Annotated in this window: 27 protein-coding genes; 8 read left to right on the top strand and 19 right to left on the bottom strand. The window is 67.6% G+C overall.

The annotated features are described in order from the left end of the window. Positions 1-34: 34 nt before the first annotated feature. Complete coding sequence (locus ACS5Q7_RS17045) at positions 35-496, bottom strand: GNAT family N-acetyltransferase (RefSeq protein WP_478340464.1); 462 nt, start codon at positions 494-496, stop codon at positions 35-37. Between the two features lie 139 nt (positions 497-635). On the opposite strand from ACS5Q7_RS17045, the gene ACS5Q7_RS17040 reads away from it, so the two are divergent. Continuing rightward, on the top strand, positions 636-920 hold the full coding sequence (locus tag ACS5Q7_RS17040) for a hypothetical protein (protein ID WP_478340463.1): 285 nt from the start codon (positions 636-638) through the stop codon (positions 918-920). Between the two features lie 120 nt (positions 921-1040). On the opposite strand, the gene ACS5Q7_RS17035 is transcribed toward ACS5Q7_RS17040, so the two are convergent. Further along, entirely contained in the window at positions 1041-1556 is a 516-nt protein-coding gene (locus tag ACS5Q7_RS17035) for a Ros/MucR family transcriptional regulator (RefSeq protein ID WP_478340462.1), read from the bottom strand. 346 nt (positions 1557-1902) lie between these two features. Here ACS5Q7_RS17035 and ACS5Q7_RS17030 point away from each other — a divergent pair, with 346 nt between their 5' ends. Next, positions 1903-2310: a PaaI family thioesterase gene (locus ACS5Q7_RS17030; protein ID WP_478340461.1), complete on the top strand. Its 408-nt coding sequence runs from the start codon at positions 1903-1905 to the stop codon at positions 2308-2310. Between the two features lie 3 nt (positions 2311-2313). Here the strand turns inward: ACS5Q7_RS17030 and msrA are convergent, their stop codons facing one another. Further along, the gene (gene msrA, locus ACS5Q7_RS17025) at positions 2314-2970 is read right to left on the bottom strand and encodes a peptide-methionine (S)-S-oxide reductase MsrA (RefSeq protein ID WP_478340460.1); all 657 of its coding nucleotides are present in this window, start codon (positions 2968-2970) and stop codon (positions 2314-2316) included. Between the two features lie 180 nt (positions 2971-3150). Here msrA and ACS5Q7_RS17020 point away from each other — a divergent pair, with 180 nt between their 5' ends. After that, positions 3151-3642 carry a PAS domain-containing protein gene (locus ACS5Q7_RS17020; protein ID WP_478340459.1) on the top strand — a complete coding sequence of 164 codons (492 nt, stop codon included), beginning with the start codon at positions 3151-3153 and terminating at the stop codon, positions 3640-3642. Between the two features lie 9 nt (positions 3643-3651). Here ACS5Q7_RS17020 and ACS5Q7_RS17015 read toward each other — a convergent pair whose 3' ends face one another. Further along, the gene (locus ACS5Q7_RS17015) at positions 3652-3972 is read right to left on the bottom strand and encodes a PetM family of cytochrome b6f complex subunit 7 (protein WP_478340458.1); all 321 of its coding nucleotides are present in this window, start codon (positions 3970-3972) and stop codon (positions 3652-3654) included. A 145-nt stretch (positions 3973-4117) separates the two neighbouring features. Here ACS5Q7_RS17015 and ACS5Q7_RS17010 point away from each other — a divergent pair, with 145 nt between their 5' ends. Both ACS5Q7_RS17010 and ACS5Q7_RS17005 read left to right on the top strand, forming a co-directional pair. Beyond that, positions 4118-4786 carry an HAD family hydrolase gene (locus ACS5Q7_RS17010; RefSeq protein WP_478340457.1) on the top strand — a complete coding sequence of 223 codons (669 nt, stop codon included), beginning with the start codon at positions 4118-4120 and terminating at the stop codon, positions 4784-4786. A gap of 392 nt (positions 4787-5178) precedes the next feature. Continuing rightward, positions 5179-5478 (top strand): hypothetical protein, encoded by a 300-nt coding sequence (locus tag ACS5Q7_RS17005; RefSeq protein ID WP_478340456.1) that lies wholly within the window; start codon positions 5179-5181, stop codon positions 5476-5478. 66 nt (positions 5479-5544) lie between these two features. Here ACS5Q7_RS17005 and ACS5Q7_RS17000 read toward each other — a convergent pair whose 3' ends face one another. The 3 genes from ACS5Q7_RS17000 to argH all read right to left on the bottom strand — a co-directional run bounded on the left by ACS5Q7_RS17000 (position 5545) and on the right by argH (position 8153). Continuing rightward, positions 5545-6249, bottom strand: a complete 705-nt coding sequence (locus ACS5Q7_RS17000) for an invasion associated locus b family protein (protein ID WP_478340455.1) — start codon at positions 6247-6249, stop codon at positions 5545-5547. 125 nt (positions 6250-6374) lie between these two features. After that, positions 6375-6662 carry a hypothetical protein gene (locus ACS5Q7_RS16995; protein WP_478340454.1) on the bottom strand — a complete coding sequence of 96 codons (288 nt, stop codon included), beginning with the start codon at positions 6660-6662 and terminating at the stop codon, positions 6375-6377. Between the two features lie 99 nt (positions 6663-6761). Next, complete coding sequence (argH, locus tag ACS5Q7_RS16990; protein WP_478340453.1) at positions 6762-8153, bottom strand: argininosuccinate lyase; 1392 nt, start codon at positions 8151-8153, stop codon at positions 6762-6764. A 42-nt stretch (positions 8154-8195) separates the two neighbouring features. On the opposite strand from argH, the gene tlpA reads away from it, so the two are divergent. The 3 genes from tlpA to recA all read left to right on the top strand — a co-directional run bounded on the left by tlpA (position 8196) and on the right by recA (position 11907). Continuing rightward, positions 8196-8831 carry a thiol:disulfide interchange protein TlpA gene (gene tlpA, locus ACS5Q7_RS16985; protein ID WP_478340452.1) on the top strand — a complete coding sequence of 212 codons (636 nt, stop codon included), beginning with the start codon at positions 8196-8198 and terminating at the stop codon, positions 8829-8831. A 31-nt stretch (positions 8832-8862) separates the two neighbouring features. Beyond that, positions 8863-10644 carry a carbamoyltransferase family protein gene (locus ACS5Q7_RS16980; RefSeq protein WP_478340451.1) on the top strand — a complete coding sequence of 594 codons (1782 nt, stop codon included), beginning with the start codon at positions 8863-8865 and terminating at the stop codon, positions 10642-10644. 201 nt (positions 10645-10845) lie between these two features. Further along, the gene (gene recA / locus ACS5Q7_RS16975) at positions 10846-11907 is read left to right on the top strand and encodes a recombinase RecA (RefSeq protein WP_478340498.1); all 1062 of its coding nucleotides are present in this window, start codon (positions 10846-10848) and stop codon (positions 11905-11907) included. A 277-nt stretch (positions 11908-12184) separates the two neighbouring features. Here recA and rpsQ read toward each other — a convergent pair whose 3' ends face one another. The 12 genes from rpsQ to tuf form a co-directional block, all read right to left on the bottom strand. Further along, the gene (gene rpsQ / locus ACS5Q7_RS16970) at positions 12185-12451 is read right to left on the bottom strand and encodes a 30S ribosomal protein S17 (RefSeq protein WP_478340450.1); all 267 of its coding nucleotides are present in this window, start codon (positions 12449-12451) and stop codon (positions 12185-12187) included. Between the two features lie 10 nt (positions 12452-12461). Further along, a complete protein-coding gene (gene rpmC, locus ACS5Q7_RS16965) occupies positions 12462-12677 on the bottom strand; it encodes a 50S ribosomal protein L29 (RefSeq protein WP_478340449.1) in 216 nt (71 codons plus the stop codon). 11 nt (positions 12678-12688) lie between these two features. Then, positions 12689-13102, bottom strand: coding sequence for a 50S ribosomal protein L16 (gene rplP, locus ACS5Q7_RS16960; protein WP_243954709.1), 414 nt, complete (start codon positions 13100-13102; stop codon positions 12689-12691). An 8-nt stretch (positions 13103-13110) separates the two neighbouring features. Next, on the bottom strand, positions 13111-13857 hold the full coding sequence (gene rpsC / locus ACS5Q7_RS16955) for a 30S ribosomal protein S3 (protein ID WP_243954707.1): 747 nt from the start codon (positions 13855-13857) through the stop codon (positions 13111-13113). 10 nt (positions 13858-13867) lie between these two features. Continuing rightward, a complete protein-coding gene (rplV, locus tag ACS5Q7_RS16950) occupies positions 13868-14254 on the bottom strand; it encodes a 50S ribosomal protein L22 (protein ID WP_238206638.1) in 387 nt (128 codons plus the stop codon). Position 14255: 1 nt separating this feature from the next. Further along, positions 14256-14534, bottom strand: a complete 279-nt coding sequence (gene rpsS, locus ACS5Q7_RS16945; protein ID WP_012319190.1) for a 30S ribosomal protein S19 — start codon at positions 14532-14534, stop codon at positions 14256-14258. Positions 14535-14539: 5 nt separating this feature from the next. Continuing rightward, the gene (rplB, locus tag ACS5Q7_RS16940) at positions 14540-15376 is read right to left on the bottom strand and encodes a 50S ribosomal protein L2 (RefSeq protein ID WP_378966870.1); all 837 of its coding nucleotides are present in this window, start codon (positions 15374-15376) and stop codon (positions 14540-14542) included. A gap of 21 nt (positions 15377-15397) precedes the next feature. After that, positions 15398-15694, bottom strand: coding sequence for a 50S ribosomal protein L23 (locus tag ACS5Q7_RS16935; protein WP_238206644.1), 297 nt, complete (start codon positions 15692-15694; stop codon positions 15398-15400). Continuing rightward, positions 15691-16311: a 50S ribosomal protein L4 gene (gene rplD, locus ACS5Q7_RS16930; RefSeq protein ID WP_478340448.1), complete on the bottom strand. Its 621-nt coding sequence runs from the start codon at positions 16309-16311 to the stop codon at positions 15691-15693. Before rplD ends, ACS5Q7_RS16935 begins: the two co-directional genes overlap by 4 nt. Beyond that, entirely contained in the window at positions 16311-17036 is a 726-nt protein-coding gene (gene rplC / locus ACS5Q7_RS16925; RefSeq protein ID WP_478340447.1) for a 50S ribosomal protein L3, read from the bottom strand. The genes rplD and rplC overlap by 1 nt, the downstream gene beginning before the upstream one ends. A 48-nt stretch (positions 17037-17084) precedes the next feature. Next, positions 17085-17393, bottom strand: coding sequence for a 30S ribosomal protein S10 (gene rpsJ, locus ACS5Q7_RS16920; protein ID WP_238206654.1), 309 nt, complete (start codon positions 17391-17393; stop codon positions 17085-17087). Positions 17394-17466: 73 nt separating this feature from the next. Beyond that, on the bottom strand, positions 17467-18657 hold the full coding sequence (tuf, locus tag ACS5Q7_RS16915) for an elongation factor Tu (RefSeq protein ID WP_478340381.1): 1191 nt from the start codon (positions 18655-18657) through the stop codon (positions 17467-17469). Between the last annotated feature and the right edge of the window lie 34 nt (positions 18658-18691).

Genomic DNA, 18691 nt, shown 5'->3' with positions numbered 1-18691 from the left:
TGCCCGAACCGACCTGCACCAGCGCGGGACCGCCTCACTCCTCCTGGCCGCCGCGCCGCAGCAGCGGCCGGACGAGGAAGCCCCCTTCCGGCAGGAAGCCGGTCGCGCCCGCGAACTCCGCGAGACCCGCCGCTCCGCGATCCGGCACCACGAGCAGCCGGTCGCAGCCCGCGAGACGGGCCGAGCGAGAGGCGGCCTTCACGAGCAGCCGCCCGATCCCACGTCGGCGGGACTCCGGCGCGACGGCGAGGGTGACGATGAGGCCGGCCGGACGGGCGGTGGCAAGGTCGTGCAGGATCTGCAGGGCGATGAGCCCGCTCGGCGGCCCCCATTCCACGGCGATCAGCGCGCTTCCGCCCGCCCTCGTCAGGGCTTCGATCTGGCTCGCGAGGGCGATGTGATCGGCGCTGCGACCGAGGTCCGCGAAGAGGGCGGCGAGGCCCGGCGCGTCGGCGGCGGAGGCGGCGCGGATCTCCAGCCCGTAACGTTGGCCCAATCCGATCTCCGGGACACGGGGCCGGATGTACCGGCCGTCACGGACAGATAGCGGCGCATCGGTCGCTCTTCCACGGGTGGCCGCCCGGTCCCATGTCTTGGCTCACATGTCTTCGACAAGAGAAACGAAGGAGCAGAGCATGAAGACGATGGGCATTCGCCTCGCGGCGCTGGTCGCCCTGCCGATGGCGGCGGGAAGCGTCATGGCCCAGCCCCTCCCGCCCGGCTTCGCCCCGCCGCCCCCGCCGGGCGGCTTCGCGATCATCAACCGCAACAACACGGGCGGCGACGTGAGCGTGACGATCCCTCGGGGCGCGACGGGCGCGGAGACCTACACCTCGAATTCGGCGGCGGGCGGCAATGCCGGACGGCCCGAGCTCGCCGTGCCGAACGGCAGCACCGGTGGCGGCGGCGGCGCCCGCTGATACACAAAAGGTGCCTGACCCCGAAGGGCCGGCACCTTGAGGAAGCGGCATGGTCCCGATGAGAACGGGGGCGCTGCGCCCCCATCTCGGAAGGTCTTCCCAGCGGGAAGACCGCGGCGACTAGGCCGGCTCCTTCGTCTTGCGGGCGCGGGGGGCGCGCTTCGGCTTCTCGGCCGGCTCCTCCTGCGCGGCAGGCTCCTCCTCGACCGCGGAGGCGGCCGACTTGCGGCGCTGCTGGCCGAGGCCCAGGCTGCGGGCGAGCTCGGACCGCTGGGCCGAATAGCTGGCGGCGGTGGAGGGATAGTCACGCGGCAAGCCATACCGCTCACGGTACTGCTCGATCGTCAGACCATTGCGTGAGAGGTGACGCTTCAGGGTCTTGTAGGGCTTGCCGTCAATGAACGAAATCAGCGCATCCGGCGTGATGGATTTGCGGATCTGTGCGGGTGTCGGCTTGTCGGCGACCTCCGGCGTGGCCGGCGCGGGCGAAGCAAGCTTGAGAAGCGCTTCATGCACGCCGGCCAGAAGCGCTGGCAGTTCCCCGACCGGGACTGAATTATTCGAGACATAGGCGGACACGATATCCGACGCTTGCTCGATCAAGCTCTCGTAGGGGACTGCTGCCGTATCGTCCATCTTTGATTCCCTCTCCTTGGGGCTTCAGCGACGGTTCTAACGTTTGCGTGCCAAAATCAAGAGACATGAGAACAGAATTTTCGTCAGTCCCATAGAAATCTGTCATGATTATTCGCAAAGGCTCCAGGCGCAGTCGTCCGAAACGGAACTTCCTGCTCGAAGCAACCTCTGACACGCTTCCGTTCGCCTTCGTGCCGGCTCTCCCTTTTCAGGGGCTTCGCGTGAGTAGTACCGACCTCGAGATTTATAGGTCTAAACTTGCCGTACCTGGTATGCCTGCACTGTGTAACCGTGGCATGCGTCAGGCTGCCGAGGCGCTACCGGGTCGCGGCGGAGAAGCCCAGCGATGAATGAGTGGGATCCCGACAGCATTTTCGGAGCACAGATTCCGTTCGTGCGGTTCTGTGGAATAGAAGCAATAGATGTCACGGAGGGCCGCACGAGACTCAGGCTTGTCATGCGCCCTGAGCATACCAACAATCTCGGCATCGCCCATGGAGGCATCCTCTGCACGCTGCTCGACGTCGCCCTGGGGACCGCCGCCCGGCTCGCCTCGGGCTGCCCGGTCGTGACCCTCGACATGCAGACCCGCTTTCTCAGCCCTGGCCGGGGCACGCTGGAAGCGATGGGCCGCGTCACGAAGGGCGGGCGCTCGATCCTGTTCTGCGAGGCCGAGATCCGGGACGCCGAGGGCGTCCCGGTGGCGAGCGCGACGGGGATCCTGAAGCCGGTGACGAGGAAGCCGGCCGGCTGAGGCTCAGGCCGGAACGCCGACGCCGATGGGGCAACTGACGCCCGTGCCGCCGAGGCCGCAATAGCCGCCGGGGTTCTTGGCCAGATATTGCTGATGATACTCCTCGGCGAAGTAGAACGTCTCGAGCGGTACGATCTCGGTCGTCACGTCGCCGAAACCCCGCTCGCGCAGGGCGCCGGCATAGGCCGCGCGCACGGCCTCGGCGGTGCCGGCCTGCTCCGGGCCGTTGGTGTAGATGCCGGAGCGGTACTGCGTGCCGACATCGTTGCCCTGGCGCATGCCCTGGGTCGGGTTGTGGCTCTCGAAGAAGATGCGCAGCAGCGCGTCGAGGGGCAGGACGGCTGGGTCGAAGGCGACCAGCACCACCTCGTTATGGCCGGTGCGGCCGGTGCACACTTCCTCGTAGGTCGGGTTCGGCGTGTAGCCGCCCGCATAGCCGACCGCCGTCACGAACACGCCCTCCGGCACCTGCCAGAAGCGCCGCTCCGCGCCCCAGAAACAGCCGAGACCGAGCACGATGGTCTCGGTGCCCGCGGGATAGGGGCCTTTCAGCGGATGGCCGTTCACGTAATGCCGCTCGGCGGTCGGGAGGGGCGTCGGACGCCCCGGCAGAGCTTCGGCCGCGTTCGGCATCTCAACCTTCTTGCGGAATAGGAACATCGCTCGCCCCCTCGAATTGATCGGACTGTCGTCAATATGGGGTGGCGCGTTCCGTCGCGAAAGCGAAGTCTCCTCTTCGCCGCAGCAGGAAAGCTCTCCCCAGGCACTAGACCATGGGTGCGTATTTCTGGTTGTACTCGTCCGTGGGGCGGCGCGGCGCCCGGTGAGGGGGTGGTACAGGTGGGATCGGACCAAGCCACCACCCGTCTCCTGGGCAGCCTCGAAGGCGAGGCGCAGCTCGGTGATCCCTTCGCGGCGGCGGTGCGGGCGACGCGGATGCCGATGATCGTCACCGACCCCCGCCAGTTCGATAACCCGATCGTGTTCGCCAACGACGCCTTCCTCAAGCTCACGGGCTACAGCCGGCTCGAGGTGACGGGGCGCAATTGCCGCTTCCTGCAGGGTCCCGATACCGACCCCGAGGCCATCGACCGGATCCGCAAGGCGATCCGCGAGGAAGTCGACATCAAGATCGACGTCCTGAACTACCGCAAGGACGGCTCGACCTTCCACAACGCCCTGTATGTCGGCCCCGTGCGCGACGAGAAGGGCAAGCTAGTCTACTTCTTCGCCTCTCAGCTCGACGTCTCGGAGCATCACCGGATGCAAGCGGAGATCGACGATCTGAAGGCGCGCCTCGCCGAGGCCGAGGCGCGGCTCGATCGCCGCTGAGGGACTGCCTCAGGGCCGTGTCAGGAAGCCGATCGGCTCACGGCCGGGCTGACCCAGCCACAGCAGGACCGCGCCGAGGACGAGCCCGACCAGGGAGGCCGGCGCCAGGGTGAGCGGCAGGCCGAGCACGTGCCACAGCCAGGGCGCCGCGCCCTCCACCCCCGTCTGCAAGGCGCCCGCCTTGTCCTTGAACAGGGTGGTGATCACGTCCGACACGGAGGTGACGCGCAGACCGTTATTCGCGATGGAGCGGGCGCCGTCATAGACGAGGGCGACGAAGCCGCCGGCCATGAACACGAGTCCGAGCAGGCGGGCGAGGAAACGGAGCATCACCGGGTCATCGAACCGCGCCGGGGCGGCGCGGCATTCCGCCTACGGTCTGCGGCGGGCGGGTGCAAGCGGTTGCCTGCCGCCGGGCCCCGTGCCACAGCCCCGCTTCGGAGGACGACCCTCCGGTGAACGCCAGAGAGCGCGCATGGCAACGACGGCACCCGCCCTCGTGATCTTCGATTGCGATGGCGTGCTCGTGGACAGCGAGCCCCTGAGCCTCGCCTGCCTCACCGCCGGCCTCAACCGCATCGGCGTGCCGATCGACCTCGACACGGTGCGCAGCCGCTTCGCGGGCACGTCCATGGTCTCGATCATGGGCCATATCGAGCGCGATTACGGTATCCCCGCCCCGGACGGGTTCGTGGACGACGTGAAGGCCGAGACGCTCGCCACCTTCGACCGCGAGTTGAAGGCGATGCGCGGCGTCGCGGAGGCGATCCGGGGGATCGGCCTGCCGATCTGCGTCGCGTCGAGCAGCGATCCCGTGCGGCTGCGCCACTCCCTGACTCTCACAGGCCTGCTGCCGCTCTTCTCCGGCAACGTCTTCTCCTCGGCGCAGGTGGCGCGCGGAAAGCCATTCCCGGACCTGTTCCTGTTCGCCGCCGACCGGATGGGCGCCCCTCCGGCCACCTGTCTCGTCATCGAGGACAGCGTGCCGGGGGTGACGGCGGCCGTGGCGGCGGGGATGCGGGTCGTCGGCTTCACCGGCGGCGGGCATTGGGGCCACGATCCGGAAGGTATCGATCTGTTGCGCGCCGGCGCTGGTTCGATTTTCTCTGATTATTCGAATTTGTCTAAAGTCATTTCACGTTGAAGTTACATTCCCACGTTGTGTAGCTACGCAACGAAACTAGACTGTCACAATTCCACTCGCCTTGGCCGCAAAAACGGAAGACAATTCCGTTGACGTTCGGTGAACGTGGGATCATCATGACTGTGCCGACCTTGCAAAGGGCGGCCGCGGTGATTTGATAAGCGTCGCTTGCGCCGCGTCACCAAACGCTAAAGCACTGCGAGTGCTCGTTTGCGCCTCGCGGTCCTTCGGTCTGGAGGACAACGTGACTGACATGCTCGTCCCGCATCGGATCTCGAACCACCCTCAACCGCGCTGTCGACGCTAGCCGCCTCCGATCGTCTCGGAAGTCACCGGCCCGTCACCGCAATCAGGCACGGCTTTTGCGCCGGCCGCAGGGAGTCGCTCGTCCGATGCCCATATCCCTCTCGTTCGTCACGCCCGTGAATCACACAGACACGCCCCTCCCCTCCGGCGAACCGCCGCCCCTGCCCTTCACGACGGAGCCTGCTCTCGCGCGGGTGATCGAAGTGGGTGAGGTCGCGGCCGGGATCGCCGTGCCGGAGGATCGCGGCGTGCGGTTCTTCTCCGCCTCTCGGGATTTCGACGGCCTCGACGGCATGTTGTTCCGCAGCCCGGAGCAGGCGGCCCGCGCCGTCCGCGATCTGGCTCGCCCCGGCGCGCGCAAGGCTCCGCGCCCCGTCGCCGTGTGAGTTGCAACCGGCCTTTCCAGCCGGTCTCTCAGGATGAGCGTGCGAAGCGCGCCCGTATCAACCGGGCTACTTCGCGCATTCCTCGCGGGCGCGCTTGATCGCGTCCGCGAAACCGGCCAGCTCGTATTCGTCGCTGGTCGGGTTGCCACGCATCGACGTGGTCTTGATCGTGAGCTTCGGCGCGCGACCGCTCATTTCCGTCACCACGCGCGTCTCGTCCGACGGGTTCTGCAACCACGCATTGCCCTCCTTCACGACGAGCCCATAGCGGGACGTGCCGAGATTGAGGGTCGGGTCGGTCGGAGCGGCCGGGGAGCCGGCCTTGATCTGCGCGGCGGCGGGCTTCGGGGGGAAGCCGAGCATCACCGCCACCTCGTTGGGGACGTTCTCGGCCTTGCGCACCGTGACGAACAGATAGGCGCTGTCGCGCTTCAGGGTCTTGGGCGAGCGGGTCTGCGGCTGGGCGATGGCGTAGCAGATGCGGCTGCGCGCCTCGCCGTTCACGAAGACGTTCCAATCCCCGAAGATCGCCACCGGCACCGCCTGCTGCATCCCCGGCGGGGTCACTTGGCTCTTTTCGGCCTTCCGGCTGCTTCGGCGAGAGGCATGGCGGGAGCGGCGACTCGGCGCCGCATCGGCCGCCGGGGCCTCGGCATCCTGCGCCACGGCCGATCCGACGCCGATCAGGCGGCTTGCCACCGAATCCGGTGGGGCGGCAAAGGCGAGGAGAGCGACGATGCCGACCGGAACCAGATGGGAGACGCGGACCATATTCATTCCCTGCGGGCGCAAGCCGGAGCGAGCTGTGCCGTTAGGGATCGATTAATGAACCCGCCTCGGGACAACAGCAAGGCAGCCGGCGACGAGCGCCGTGGACCGATCAGCCGTCGGACAGCTCAGACCGCGCGAATCTCGGCGGCGGCGATGGCCGGGACGACGAGAGCCGGCGACGGCTCCTCCGCCAGATCCGCCTGCACGGCCACCTCGACGGGAACCGTCACGGCCCCGGGGAGCGCCCGACGCTTCGGGGGATCGTTGTAGGGGGTGTTGTAGCCCTTCCGGACGGCGGCCCAATAGGTCTCGCGCGCCAGATCAGTGCCTACCAAGGCGGCGTCGATGACGGCGCTCGCATGAGCGGCGAGATCGGCAACCTCTTCGGGCGTCATCCAACTCTCGATCGACATGCTGTGCGGTCTCTCCGGTCGCGCGCTCAACCCCCATAACGCAACGCACCTAGCTAGACGGTGAACGCACCACCGCCTCGCCGGTTGCGCCGCATCATCTCAGCGTGAGGATTCGTCGAGACGGCCGAGCCAGGCCTGCGCCTGGGTGCGGACGTTGTCCGGTGCCGTGCCGCCGTAGCTGGTGCGGCTCGCCACCGAGTTCTCGACGCCGAGCACCGCGTAGATCGCCTCGGTGATCTTCGGCTCGGCTTCCTGCATCTCCGCGAGCGAGAGGTCTTCGAGACCCACGCCCTTCGCGGCGGCCGCACCGACGAGGCGCCCGGTGACGTGGTGCGCCTGCCGGAACGGCATGCCGAGTTCGCGCACGAGCCAGTCGGCGAGGTCGGTGGCGGTGCTGAAGCCGGCCCCTGCCGCCTTGGCGAGCACGTCCGCCGCCGGCTCGAGGTCCCGCACCATGCCGGTCATGGCCGCGAGGCAGAGCGAGAGGGCCTGGAGGGCATCGAACGTGCCTTCCTTGTCCTCCTGCATGTCCTTCGAATAGGCGAGCGGCAGGCCCTTCATCACGATGAGCAGGCCGGTGAGCGCGCCCACGATCCGCCCCGCCTTGGCGCGGACCAGTTCGGCCGCATCCGGGTTGCGCTTCTGCGGCATGATCGAGGAGCCGGTCGTGTAGCCGTCCGACAGCTTCACGAAACCGAACTGGGCCGAGGTCCACACCACCAGTTCCTCCGCGAAGCGCGACAGGTGGACGGCGCAGATCGAGGCGGCGGCGAGGGATTCCAGGGCGAAGTCGCGGTCGGCCACGGAATCGAGGGAATTGGCCGTCGGGCGGTCGAAGCCCAGGGCCGCCGCCGTGGCGTGCCGATCGATGGGGAACGAGGTGCCCGCCAGCGCCGCCGCCCCGAGGGGGCATTCGTTGAGCCGCGCCCGCGCGTCGCGGAAGCGGCCCCGGTCACGGGCCAGCATCTCGACATAGGCGAGGCAATGATGCCCGAACGTCACCGGCTGGGCGGATTGCAGGTGGGTGAAGCCCGGCATCACCGTGCCGGCATGGGCCAGCGCCTTCTCGGCCAGCGCCCGCTGCAGGTCGGCGGCCTGGGCGTCGAGGGAATCGAGGGTGTCGCGCACCCACAGCTTCATGTCGGTGGCGACCTGATCGTTGCGCGAGCGCGCCGTATGCAGGCGCCCTGCCCCCGGCCCGACGATCTCCGTCAGCCGGCTCTCGACCGACATGTGGATGTCCTCGAGCTCGCGCTTGAACACGAAGGTGCCAGCCTCGATCTCGTCGCGGACGGACTTGAGCCCGGCCTCGATCGCCGCCACATCCTCTGCGGGCAGGATCCCCGCCTTGCCCAGCATCGCGACATGCGCCAGCGAGCCGCGGATATCCTGGGGCGCCAAGCGCTTGTCGAACCCGATGGAGGCGTTGATCTCCTCCATGATCTCGGCGGGGCCGCTCGCGAAGCGCCCGCCCCACATCCGGTTGCTCATGTCGATCCTTCCGCGCCGCGCCAATTCCAAGAGGCAAGCCTGATGCCCGTCCGCAAAGGTCTCATCGCGGGCGGCGGCCTCGCAGCGCTCGGCCTTGCCGGCCTTGCCCTATACGGGAGCGGTCTCGTGGGCGGCAACGGGGGTCCGGCCTCCGGCCCCTGCGCCGCCGCCGCCCCTGCTCTCGTCCGGGTCGATGCCGCCGCGAAAGGCCAAGTCGCCGCGATGCAGGCCCCGAAGCAGGCGAAGCCCGCCCCCGACCTCACCTTCAAGGGGCCGGACGGGGCCGACACCAGCCTCGCCGCCATGAAGGGCCGGCTGCTGCTGGTGAACCTGTGGGCGACGTGGTGCGCCCCCTGCAAGGCGGAGATGCCGGCCCTGGACAGGCTCCAGGCGGAGATGGGGGGCAAGGACTTCGACGTGGTGGCGATCAACGTCGACACGCGCAACCTCGACAAGCCGCCGGAATGGCTGAAACAGGCGGGCATCACCCACCTGCCGTTCTACGCCGATCCCGGTGGTCGCGTCCTGCCCATCGTCCAGCGCCATGCGGATTCGGCGGGCCTGCCCACGACGCTGCTGGTCGACGGCGCCGGCTGCACCATCGGCGTGATGAAGGGCGGGGCCGAGTGGTCGAGCCCGGACGGCCTCGCCCTGATCCGCGCCGCGCTGGGCCGTTGATCGCAGGGGCGGCGCGGGCTACCCCGCAGGGATGCGGTTCTATCTCGGTCTCGCGACCACCTTCCACGATCCGGCCCTCGCCCTGGTGGGGCCGGACGGAACGTTGCTCTTCGCCGAGGCGACGGAGCGCTTCCTGCAATACAAGCGCGCGCCGAATTGCGAACCCGACGCTCCGGCGCGGATCGCGCCCCTGCTCCGCGAATTCGTCCCGCCGGGCTCGGAGATCGTCGTCGCCTCGACCTGGGGCGACCAGTTCAGCGGCTTCCTGAAGGGGCAGGCCCAGGCGGGCACCTTCGACCTGCCGACGCTCGCCGCGCATCCGGTCGATCTCAACGCGTCCTTCGTGCCGGAACAGGCCGAGCGGGTCTTCATCGCCGATCTGCACCTCGCGCAAGCGCGGGCGGGCCTCGGCACGCTCCTCGCCCTCACGCAGGACGTGCGGACCGGCGGCAGCCCGCCCCGCGCGCGCATCGTCGGGCAACGGCGCTATGCGCACCACCTCTGCCACGCCGCCTACGGATTGTGGGGAAGCCCCTTCGCGGAGGCCACGGCCCTCACCGTCGACGGCATGGGCGAGACCGGCGCCTCGGCGATCCACCGCCTGAGGGACGGCCGGATCGAGGAGGTGAAGCGCCATCGCGGACGCGGGTCGCTGGGCTTCCTCTACGGCCTCATCACCGATCTCGCCGGGTTCGATCAGGTGAAGGGCGAGGAGTGGAAGATCATGGGGCTTGCCCCCTATGGCCGCCCCGATCCCGACCTCGCCGCCATCCTCGCCCGCCTCTGCCGGGTGGAGGGCACGCGCCTGCGCTTCGCCAATGCGGACACGATCCGGGGCGTCGCCGCCGAACTCCTGGCCCGCCGCCCCGCCGATGCCATCGAGAACGGCTGGGCGGACCTCGCCCGCTGCGGGCAGGACCTGTTCGGCACCCTCATGGACGCCCTCGTCGCCGAGGCCCATGCCCTCGCCCCCTCCGAAAACCTCGTGATCGCGGGGGGCTGCGGGCTGAACTCCTCCTACAACGGCCGCGTGCTCGGCCGCTCGCCCTTCACCCGGCTGCACGTGCCCTCGGCCCCGGCGGATGACGGCAACGCGGTCGGCGCGGCGTGGCTCGCCTTCCAGGAGGACCATCCCGACTGGTCCGGCCCGCCGGAGGAAGCCCGGCCGCTGACGCCCTATCTCGGCGCGCGGGTCTCAACCGCGCCGATGGAACGCCTCGCCGAGCACGAGCCCCGCGCCCGCAAGCTCGGCCACGGCGCCGTGACCCGCGAGGCCGCGCGCATCCTGGCCGCGGGAGGCCTCGTCGGCTGGGTACAGGGGCAGGCCGAGTTCGGCCCCCGCTCCCTCGGCAACCGCTCGATTCTGGCCGATCCGCGCCCCGCCGGCGCCAAGGACGCCCTGAACGCCAAGGTGAAGTACCGCGAGGCCTTCCGCCCCTTCGCCCCGTCCATCCTGGCGGTCGCCGGACCGGACTGGTTCGAGGACTTCGCCGACAGCCCCTACATGGAGCGCACGCTGGTCTGGAAGGAGAGCGTGCGGGACAAGGTGCCCGCCGTCGTCCACGAGGACGGCACCGGGCGCCTTCAGACCGTCACGGCCAAGCGCAACCCGGCCTACGCCGCCCTCATCGAGGCGTTCCGCGAACTGACGGGCGTGCCGGTGCTGCTCAACACGAGCTTCAACGTGATGGGCAAGCCGATCCTCCACACGGCGGAGGACGCGATCCTCATGTTCTACACCACCGGCCTCGACGCCCTCGTGGTGGAGGATTGGATCGTCGTGAAGGACCCGACCATGATTCGCGGCACCTGACGCACCACGGCGTGCAGGCAGATTGCGTTCTCAATCCCAGATTGGAAACAGCCGTCCAGCCGACGAGAACGCCGCTCCCGCTCTTGCCGATTGAGAACAAAGAGAGTACAAAATCGCTCCGGCGGGCGCGTTGTGATCGGCGCCCATCCTCTCCATAAGGAGCGTCGCCAGATGGCCCAGCCCGCGCTGAAAGTGTTGGATATGCCCCCCGCAGACAAGGACAAGTCCAAGGCGATCGACGCCGCCCTGTCGCAGATCGAGCGGGCCTTCGGCAAAGGCTCGATCATGCGCCTCGGCAAGAACGACAAGGTGCAGGAAGTCGAGACGATTTCCACCGGGTCGCTGGGCCTCGACATCGCGCTGGGCGTCGGCGGCTTGCCGCGCGGTCGCGTGATCGAGGTGTACGGCCCGGAATCGTCGGGCAAGACCACGCTCGCCCTGCACACCATCGCCGAGGCCCAGAAGAAGGGCGGCGTCTGCGCCTTCGTGGATGCCGAGCACGCCCTCGATCCGGTCTACGCCCGCAAGCTCGGCGTGAACCTCGATGACCTGCTGATCTCCCAGCCCGACACGGGCGAGCAGGCCCTGGAGATCACCGACACGCTGGTGCGCTCCGGCGCCATCGACGTGCTGGTGGTCGACTCGGTGGCGGCGCTGACGCCCCGTGCCGAGATCGAGGGCGAGATGGGCGAGAGCCAGCCCGGCCTTCAGGCCCGCCTGATGAGCCAGGCCCTGCGCAAGCTGACCGGATCGATCTCCCGCTCGAACTGCATGGTCATCTTCATCAACCAGATCCGCATGAAGATCGGCGTGATGTACGGCTCGCCGGAGACCACGACGGGCGGCAACGCCCTGAAGTTCTACGCCTCCGTGCGCCTGGATATCCGCCGCATCTCGACGCTCAAGGAGCGCGACGAGGCCATCGGCAACCAGGTCCGCGTGAAGGTGGTGAAGAACAAGGTCGCTCCGCCGTTCAAGCAGGTCGAGTTCGACATCATGTTCGGCGAGGGCATCTCGAAGGTCGGCGAGCTGATCGATCTCGGCGTGAAGGCCGGCATCGTCGAGAAGTCGGGCGCGTGGTTCTCCCACGACAGCCAGCGTCTCGGCCAGGGCCGCGAGAACTCGAAGGGTTTCCTGCGGGACAACCCGGCGGTCGCCGCCAAGATCGAGGGCATGATCCGCCAGAACTCGGGCCTCGTCGCCGAGAAGATCCTCGAGAACGCCAAGCCGACCGAAGACGATCTCGACCCCGGCGAGGCGTAAGCCTCATCCCACCGGCCTCGGCAGAGCGGCCCCGGAGAAATCCGGGGCCGCTTTTGTTTCGGTTACCGACCCCGTCATTGCGAGCGTAGCGAAGCAATCCAGGGACGGGGGTGCGCTTCACAAGCGGGGCGCTTCTCTGGATTGCTTCGCTACGCTCGCAATGACGAAACGGACGAGGACGATACGAACGCAAAACGGCGAAGCGATCCCACGGGGGATCGCTTCGCCGTCAAGCTACGAGAAAGCGGCGTGGTCGAGCGGTGAGCCCGACCGCGCCTCAGGCGGCTTCGCCGGCCTCAGTCTGAGGAGCGGCTTCGCCCTCGACCAGCTTCCAGGTCTTGAGCTTCGAGAAGGGGCGGCACTCCTCGATGAACACCGTCTGCCCGACCTTGGCCGAATTGGCCTCGTCGTGCGCATGGTAGTTCTTCGAACGGCGGACGGTCTTCTTCATCACCGGGTGGGTGAAGCGGCGCTCCACCTTCACGACGATGGTCTTCTCGCCCTTGTCGCTGACGACAGTGCCCTGCAGGACGCGCTTCGGCATGGTTTTCTCCTCAGGCCTTGGCGGACGCGAGCGTCTGCTGACGCTGCAGCGTACGCACCCGGGCGATGTCCCGCCGCACCTCACGGATGCGGGAAACGTTCTCGAGCTGGCCGGTGGCACCCTGGAAGCGCAGGTTGAACTGCTCCTTCTTCAGGTTCAGCAACTCGTCGGCGAGCTGATCGGCGGAGAGCGCCTTCAGGTCGGCATGGCGTTGGATGGTCTTCACGAACGATCTCCTTAATCGGCGATGCGCGTGATGATGCGGGTCCGCACCGGCAGCTTCGCCGCGCCGAGGCGCAGGGCCTCGCGGGCGATGTCGGCGGTGACACCGTCGACCTCGAACATGATACGGCCGGGATGGATGCGCGCGGCCCAGAAGTCCGGCGCACCCTTACCCGAGCCCATGCGGACTTCGGTCGGCTTGGTCGAGACCGGGACGTCCGGGAACACCCGGATCCAGACACGGCCCTGACGCTTCATCTCACGCGTGATGGCGCGGCGGGCAGCTTCGATCTGGCGGGCGGTGACGCGCTCGGGCTCCATCGCCTTCAGGCCGAATTGCCCGAAGTTCAGGTCGAAGCCGCCCTTGGCCGCACCGTGGATGCGGCCCTTGAACTGCTTGCGGAACTTGGTCTTCTTGGGTTGCAGCATGGCTTACCTCACGCGTGCTCGCGCTCGCGACGCGGGCGGTCACGACCACCCTCACCGTCGCGCTCGCGGCGCCCGCCGGAGCGGCCGCCCTCTTCCTGGGCCTTCTTGTCCTGGGCCATCGGATCGTGCTCAAGGATCTCGCCCTTGAACACCCACACCTTGATACCGCAGGTGCCGTAGGTCGTGAACGCCGTGGCGGTCCCGTAATCCACGTCCGCACGCAGGGTGTGCAGCGGAACGCGGCCCTCGCGGTACCACTCCTGACGGGCGATCTCGGCGCCGCCGAGACGACCGGAGCAGTTGATCCGGATGCCTTCGGCGCCAAGACGCATCGCCGACTGCACGGCGCGCTTCATGGCGCGACGGAAGGCGACACGACGCTCGAGCTGCTGGGCGATCGAGTCGGCCACCAGGGTGGCGTCGATCTCGGGCTTGCGCACCTCGACGATGTTGATGGTCACGTCGGCCTTGGTCATGGTGCCGACGAGCTTGCGCAGCTTCTCGATGTCCGCGCCCTTCTTGCCGATCACCACGCCCGGACGACCCGAGTGGATGGTGACGCGGCACTTCCGGTGCGGACGCTCAATGACGATCTTGGAGACCGCCGCCTGCTTGAGCTGCTTCATGAGGGCGGCGCGGATCGCGACGTCCTCGTGCATGAGTTTCGCGTATTCGCCCTTGTTGGCGAACCAGCGGGAGTCCCAGGTCCGGTTGATGCCGAGCCGGAGACCGATCGGGTTGACTTTCTGACCCATCAGATCCTCCTCAGGCCGCTTCAGCCGCGCGCACTTCGCGAACCACGATGGTGAGGTTCGAAAAGGGCTTCAGGATGCGCGCGCCGCGGCCGCGGGCACGGGCGTGGAACCGCTTCAGGACCAACGCCTTGCCCACGAAGGCCTGGCTGACGACGAGATCGTCGACATCCAGATCGTGGTTGTTCTCGGCGTTGGCGATCGCGCTTTCGAGGCACTTCTTCACATCGGTGGCGATGCGCTTGCGGGAGAACTGGAGATCGGCGAGCGCCGTCTCCACCTTCTTCCCACGGATGAGCTGCGCCACGAGATTCAGCTTCTGCGGGGACACGCGCAGCATGCGCGCAACCGCCTTGGCTTCGTTCTCGGGGAGCGCGCGGGGGGTAGCCTGCTTGCCCATATCAGCGCCTCTTCGCCTTCTTGTCGGCCGCGTGGCCGGGGAAGGTGCGGGTCGGCGAGAACTCGCCAAACTTGTGGCCGACCATTTCCTCGGTGACGTAGACCGGAATGTGCTTCTGGCCGTTGTGAACGCCGAACGTGAGCCCGACGAACTGCGGCAGGATCGTGGAGCGGCGGCTCCAGATCTTGATGACCTCGGAGCGCGAGGAACCCCGCGCCGCCTCGGCCTTCTTGAAGAGGTAGCCGTCGACGAACGGCCCCTTCCAGAGAGAGCGTGCCATGGTGGTTACTTCTTGCGGTTATGACGGCTGGACAGGATGAAGACGTCGGTCCGCTTGTTGGACCGGGTCTTCTTGCCCTTGGTGGGCACACCCCACGGCGTGACCGGGTTACGGCCGCCGGAGGTGCGGCCTTCGCCGCCGCCATGCGGGTGGTCGACCGGGTTCATCGCCACGCCGCGGTTGTGCGGGCGCTTGCCGAGCCAGCGGTTCCGCCCGGCCTTGCCGAGCGAGATGTTCATGTGGTCCGGGTTCGACACCGCACCGACGCTCGCGAAGCACTGTCCATGCACGAGACGCTGCTCGCCCGAGTTCAGGCGAACGGTCACGTAGCCCTGGTCGCGGCCCACGATCTGAGCGTAGTTGCCGGCGGAGCGGGCAATCGCGCCGCCCTTGCCGATCTTCAGCTCGACGTTGTGGACGATCGTGCCGACCGGCATGGAGCCGATCGGGCCGGCATTACCCGGCTTGATGTCCACGTTCTCGCCGGCCACCACCTTGTCGCCGGCGGCGAGCCGCTGCGGAGCCAGGATGTAGCTCTGCTTGCCGTCAGGGTAGTTGATCAGCGCGATGAACGCGGTGCGGTTCGGATCGTACTCGATCCGCTCCACGGTCGCGGTCACGTTGAGCTGGTCACGACGCTTGAAATCGACGTTGCGCAGCGAACGCTTGTGCCCACCACCGCGGAAACGCACGGTGATGCGGCCGAGATTGTTGCGGCCGCCCGAGGAGCTCTTGCCCTCGGTCAGCGCCTTCACCGGCTTGCCCTTGTAAAGCTCACGGCGGTCAACGAGCACGAGCTGACGCAGGCTCGGCGTGACCGGTTTGAATGTCTTCAAAGCCATCGGCTCGTCCTCGATCCTGCCTCAGAGCCCGGTGGTGACGTCGATCGTGTGGCCTTCGGCCAGGGTCACGATCGCTTTCTTCACATCCGAGCGCTGGCCGCGAAGCCCGCGGAAAACCTTCTTCTTGCCCTTGGTGATGAGCGTGTTGACGCCCGTCACCTTGACGTCGAACAGCTTCTCGACCGCTTCCTTGATCTGCGGCTTGGTGGCCTTCGGGGCGACCCGGAAGACAACCTTGTTCTGTTCGGTGAGATTCGTCGCCTTCTCGGTGATGACCGGGGAGACGATGATGTCGTAGTGGCGCGGATCGGCACTCATTTGAAACGCTCCTCCAGCGCGTCGACCGCCGCCTTCGTGAGCACGAGCTTCTCGCGGCGCAGGATGTCGTAGACGTTGATGCCCTGAACGGGCAGCACGTCGATCTGCGGAATGGCGCGAGCCGCCCGGCCGAAGTTCACGTCGACCTCGGCACCGCCGATGATCAGGGCGTTCGACAGACCCATCTTGCCGAAGGTCTCGATGAGGCCCTTCGTCTTGTGGTTGTCGATCGTGATGTCGTCGACGACGATCAGGGTTTCGGCCTTCGCCTTGGCGGACAGGGCGTGACGCAGCGCCAGCGCACGGACCTTCTTGGGAAGGTCATGGCTGTGGTCGCGCACGACCGGACCGAAGGCACGGCCACCGCCGCGGAACTGCGGCGCGGACGCCGCGCCGTGGCGGGCGTTACCGGTGCCCTTCTGCTTGTAGAGCTTCTTGCGGGTCCGGTTCACGTCCGAGCGGTTCTGCACGGCGTGAGTGCCGGCGCGACGCTTGGCGAGCTGCCAGCGGACCATGCGCTGAAGCAGGTCGGCACGCGGCTCCAGGCCGAAGATCTCTTCGTTCAGCTCGACCGAACCGGCACCGGCTCCGTCGAGGGTGGTGACATCGAGCTTCATCACGCGGTCTCCTCAGCCGCAGGGGCTTCGGTGGCCGGGGCGGAGGAACCGTTCTCACGGAACTTGCCCGGCAGCGGAACGTCGGCGGGGAGCTTGCGCTTCACCGCATCGCGGATCTGGATCCAGCCGCCAGCAACGCCCGGCACCGCGCCCTCGACGAGGATCAGGCCCCGCTCGGGATCGGTGCGCACGACGCGCAGGTTCTGGGTCGTGACCCGCTCGACGCCGAGATGGCCCGGCATCTTCTTGTTCTTGAAGGTCTTGCCCGGATCCTGACGGCCACCGGTCGAACCGATCGAACGGTGCGACACGGACACGCCGTGAGTGGCACGCAGACCGCCGAAGTTCCAGCGCTTCATACCACCGGCGAAGCCCTTACCCGTGGTCGTGCCCGTCACGTCGACGAACTGGCCCGGGATGAAGTGATCGGCGGTGATCTCGGCGCCGACCGGGATCAGCGCGTCCTCGGACACACGGAACTCGGCGAGCTTCTTCTTCGGCTCCACCTTGGCGACCGCGAAGCGGCCACGCTCGGCGGCGGAGACGTTCTTGACCTTGGCCTTGCCGACACCGACCTGCAGCGCGACGTAGCCGTTCTTCTCGATCGTGCGGTGGGCAACCACCTGACACTGATCGACCTTGAGCACCGTGACCGGCACATGCTCCCCCGCGTCCGTAAAGACGCGGGTCATGCCGACCTTCTGTGCAATGACCCCTGAGCGCATAGGTATCTCCCCCGCGCGGTGAAACGGTAAGCTCTAACCCTCAAAGGGTCAGAGCTTGATCTCCACGTCGACGCCGGCAGCGAGGTCGAGCTTCATCAGCGCGTCCACGGTCTGGGGAGTCGGATCGACGATATCGAGGACACGCTTGTGCGTGCGCATCTCGAACTGCTCGCGCGACTTCTTGTCGATGTGCGGCGAGCGGTTGACGGTAAAGCGAGCGATGTGCGTCGGCAGCGGGATCGGGCCCCGGATCTGCGCGCCCGTCCGCTTCGCCGTCGAGACGATCTCGCGGGTCGAGGCATCGAGGATGCGGTGATCGAACGCCTTAAGGCGAATGCGAATATTTTGACCGTTCATGACCTTTGGGCCTTGAGAGGGAGGACGGGGAGGCGGATCCCCGCCCCTCCCTTCAGGTTCTGTTGCGACCGGATCAGTCGTTGATGGCGGCGACGACGCCGGCGCCGACGGTGCGGCCGCCCTCGCGGATGGCGAAGCGCAGCTTCTCTTCCATGGCCACCGGCACGATCAGCACCACGTCCATGGTCACGTTGTCGCCCGGCATCACCATCTCGGTGCCCTCGGGCAGCGTGCACACGCCGGTCACGTCCGTCGTGCGGAAGTAGAACTGCGGACGGTAGTTCGTGAAGAACGGCGTGTGGCGGCCGCCCTCCTCCTTCGTCAGGATGTACGCCTCGGCCTTGAACTTCGAGTGCGGCTTCACCGAACCCGGCTTGCACACCACCTGGCCGCGCTCCACGTCCTCGCGCTTCGTGCCGCGCAGCAGAACGCCCACGTTGTCGCCCGCCTGGCCCTGGTCGAGCAGCTTGCGGAACATCTCGACGCCGGTCACCGTCGTCTTCGTCGTCGGGCGGATGCCCACGATCTCGACTTCCTCACCGACCTTCACGATCCCGCGCTCGACGCGGCCCGTCACCACCGTGCCGCGACCCGAGATCGAGAACACGTCCTCGATCGGCATCAGGAACGGCAGGTCGATCGGGCGCTCCGGCTGCGGGATGTACTCGTCCACCGACTGCATCAGCTTCAGCACGGCGTCGTGGCCGATCGCCTTGTCGCCGTTGTCCAGCGCCACCTTGGCCGAGCCCTTGGTGATCGGGATGTCGTCGCCGGGGAAGTCGTACTTCGACAGAAGCTCGCGCACCTCCATCTCGACGAGCTCGAGGAGCTCCTCGTCGTCCACGAGGTCGACCTTGTTCAGGAACACCACCAGCGCCGGCACGCCGACCTGACGGGCCAGCAGGATGTGCTCGCGGGTCTGCGGCATCGGGCCGTCGGCCGCCGACACCACCAGGATCGCGCCGTCCATCTGCGCCGCGCCCGTGATCATGTTCTTCACGTAGTCGGCGTGGCCGGGGCAGTCGACGTGCGCGTAGTGGCGGTTCGTCGTCTCGTACTCCACGTGCGCGGTCGAGATCGTGATCCCGCGCGCCTTCTCCTCGGGAGCCTTGTCGATCTGGTCGTAGGCCGTGAACGTCGCGCCGCCCGTCTCGGCCAGCACCTTCGTGATCGCCGCCGTCAGCGACGTCTTGCCGTGATCCACGTGCCCGATCGTGCCGATGTTGCAATGCGGCTTGGTGCGGGAGAACTTTTCCTTGCCCATAAGAGCCTCCTAATACGAATTGCGGTTGGACGAA

It is taken from the genome of Methylobacterium sp. Gmos3 (assembly GCF_056430985.1).
This window is presented reverse-complemented; position numbering and strand designations above follow the sequence as displayed.

Bases quoted from the DNA above. Each gene is read 5' to 3' on its own strand.
- ACS5Q7_RS17000 (WP_478340455.1), bottom strand. From the start codon at position 6,249: ATGGTCCGCGTCTCCCATCTGGTTCCGGTCGGCATCGTCGCTCTCCTC.
- ACS5Q7_RS17005 (WP_478340456.1), top strand. From the start codon at position 5,179: ATGCCCATATCCCTCTCGTTCGTCACGCCCGTGAATCACACAGACACG.
- ACS5Q7_RS17010 (WP_478340457.1), top strand. From the start codon at position 4,118: ATGGCAACGACGGCACCCGCCCTCGTGATCTTCGATTGCGATGGCGTG.
- rplC (WP_478340447.1), bottom strand. From the start codon at position 17,036: ATGCGCTCAGGGGTCATTGCACAGAAGGTCGGCATGACCCGCGTCTTT.
- rplD (WP_478340448.1), bottom strand. From the start codon at position 16,311: ATGAAGCTCGATGTCACCACCCTCGACGGAGCCGGTGCCGGTTCGGTC.
- ACS5Q7_RS17040 (WP_478340463.1), top strand. From the start codon at position 636: ATGAAGACGATGGGCATTCGCCTCGCGGCGCTGGTCGCCCTGCCGATG.
- ACS5Q7_RS17030 (WP_478340461.1), top strand. From the start codon at position 1,903: ATGAATGAGTGGGATCCCGACAGCATTTTCGGAGCACAGATTCCGTTC.
- ACS5Q7_RS17035 (WP_478340462.1), bottom strand. From the start codon at position 1,556: ATGGACGATACGGCAGCAGTCCCCTACGAGAGCTTGATCGAGCAAGCG.
- rplP (WP_243954709.1), bottom strand. From the start codon at position 13,102: ATGCTGCAACCCAAGAAGACCAAGTTCCGCAAGCAGTTCAAGGGCCGC.
- rpsC (WP_243954707.1), bottom strand. From the start codon at position 13,857: ATGGGTCAGAAAGTCAACCCGATCGGTCTCCGGCTCGGCATCAACCGG.
- rpsQ (WP_478340450.1), bottom strand. From the start codon at position 12,451: ATGCCGAAGCGCGTCCTGCAGGGCACTGTCGTCAGCGACAAGGGCGAG.
- ACS5Q7_RS16935 (WP_238206644.1), bottom strand. From the start codon at position 15,694: ATGAGTGCCGATCCGCGCCACTACGACATCATCGTCTCCCCGGTCATC.
- ACS5Q7_RS17015 (WP_478340458.1), bottom strand. From the start codon at position 3,972: ATGCTCCGTTTCCTCGCCCGCCTGCTCGGACTCGTGTTCATGGCCGGC.
- recA (WP_478340498.1), top strand. From the start codon at position 10,846: ATGCCCCCCGCAGACAAGGACAAGTCCAAGGCGATCGACGCCGCCCTG.
- rpsJ (WP_238206654.1), bottom strand. From the start codon at position 17,393: ATGAACGGTCAAAATATTCGCATTCGCCTTAAGGCGTTCGATCACCGC.
- tuf (WP_478340381.1), bottom strand. From the start codon at position 18,657: ATGGGCAAGGAAAAGTTCTCCCGCACCAAGCCGCATTGCAACATCGGC.
- rplV (WP_238206638.1), bottom strand. From the start codon at position 14,254: ATGGGCAAGCAGGCTACCCCCCGCGCGCTCCCCGAGAACGAAGCCAAG.
- argH (WP_478340453.1), bottom strand. From the start codon at position 8,153: ATGAGCAACCGGATGTGGGGCGGGCGCTTCGCGAGCGGCCCCGCCGAG.
- tlpA (WP_478340452.1), top strand. From the start codon at position 8,196: ATGCCCGTCCGCAAAGGTCTCATCGCGGGCGGCGGCCTCGCAGCGCTC.
- msrA (WP_478340460.1), bottom strand. From the start codon at position 2,970: ATGTTCCTATTCCGCAAGAAGGTTGAGATGCCGAACGCGGCCGAAGCT.
- ACS5Q7_RS16995 (WP_478340454.1), bottom strand. From the start codon at position 6,662: ATGTCGATCGAGAGTTGGATGACGCCCGAAGAGGTTGCCGATCTCGCC.
- rplB (WP_378966870.1), bottom strand. From the start codon at position 15,376: ATGGCTTTGAAGACATTCAAACCGGTCACGCCGAGCCTGCGTCAGCTC.
- ACS5Q7_RS16980 (WP_478340451.1), top strand. From the start codon at position 8,863: ATGCGGTTCTATCTCGGTCTCGCGACCACCTTCCACGATCCGGCCCTC.
- rpsS (WP_012319190.1), bottom strand. From the start codon at position 14,534: ATGGCACGCTCTCTCTGGAAGGGGCCGTTCGTCGACGGCTACCTCTTC.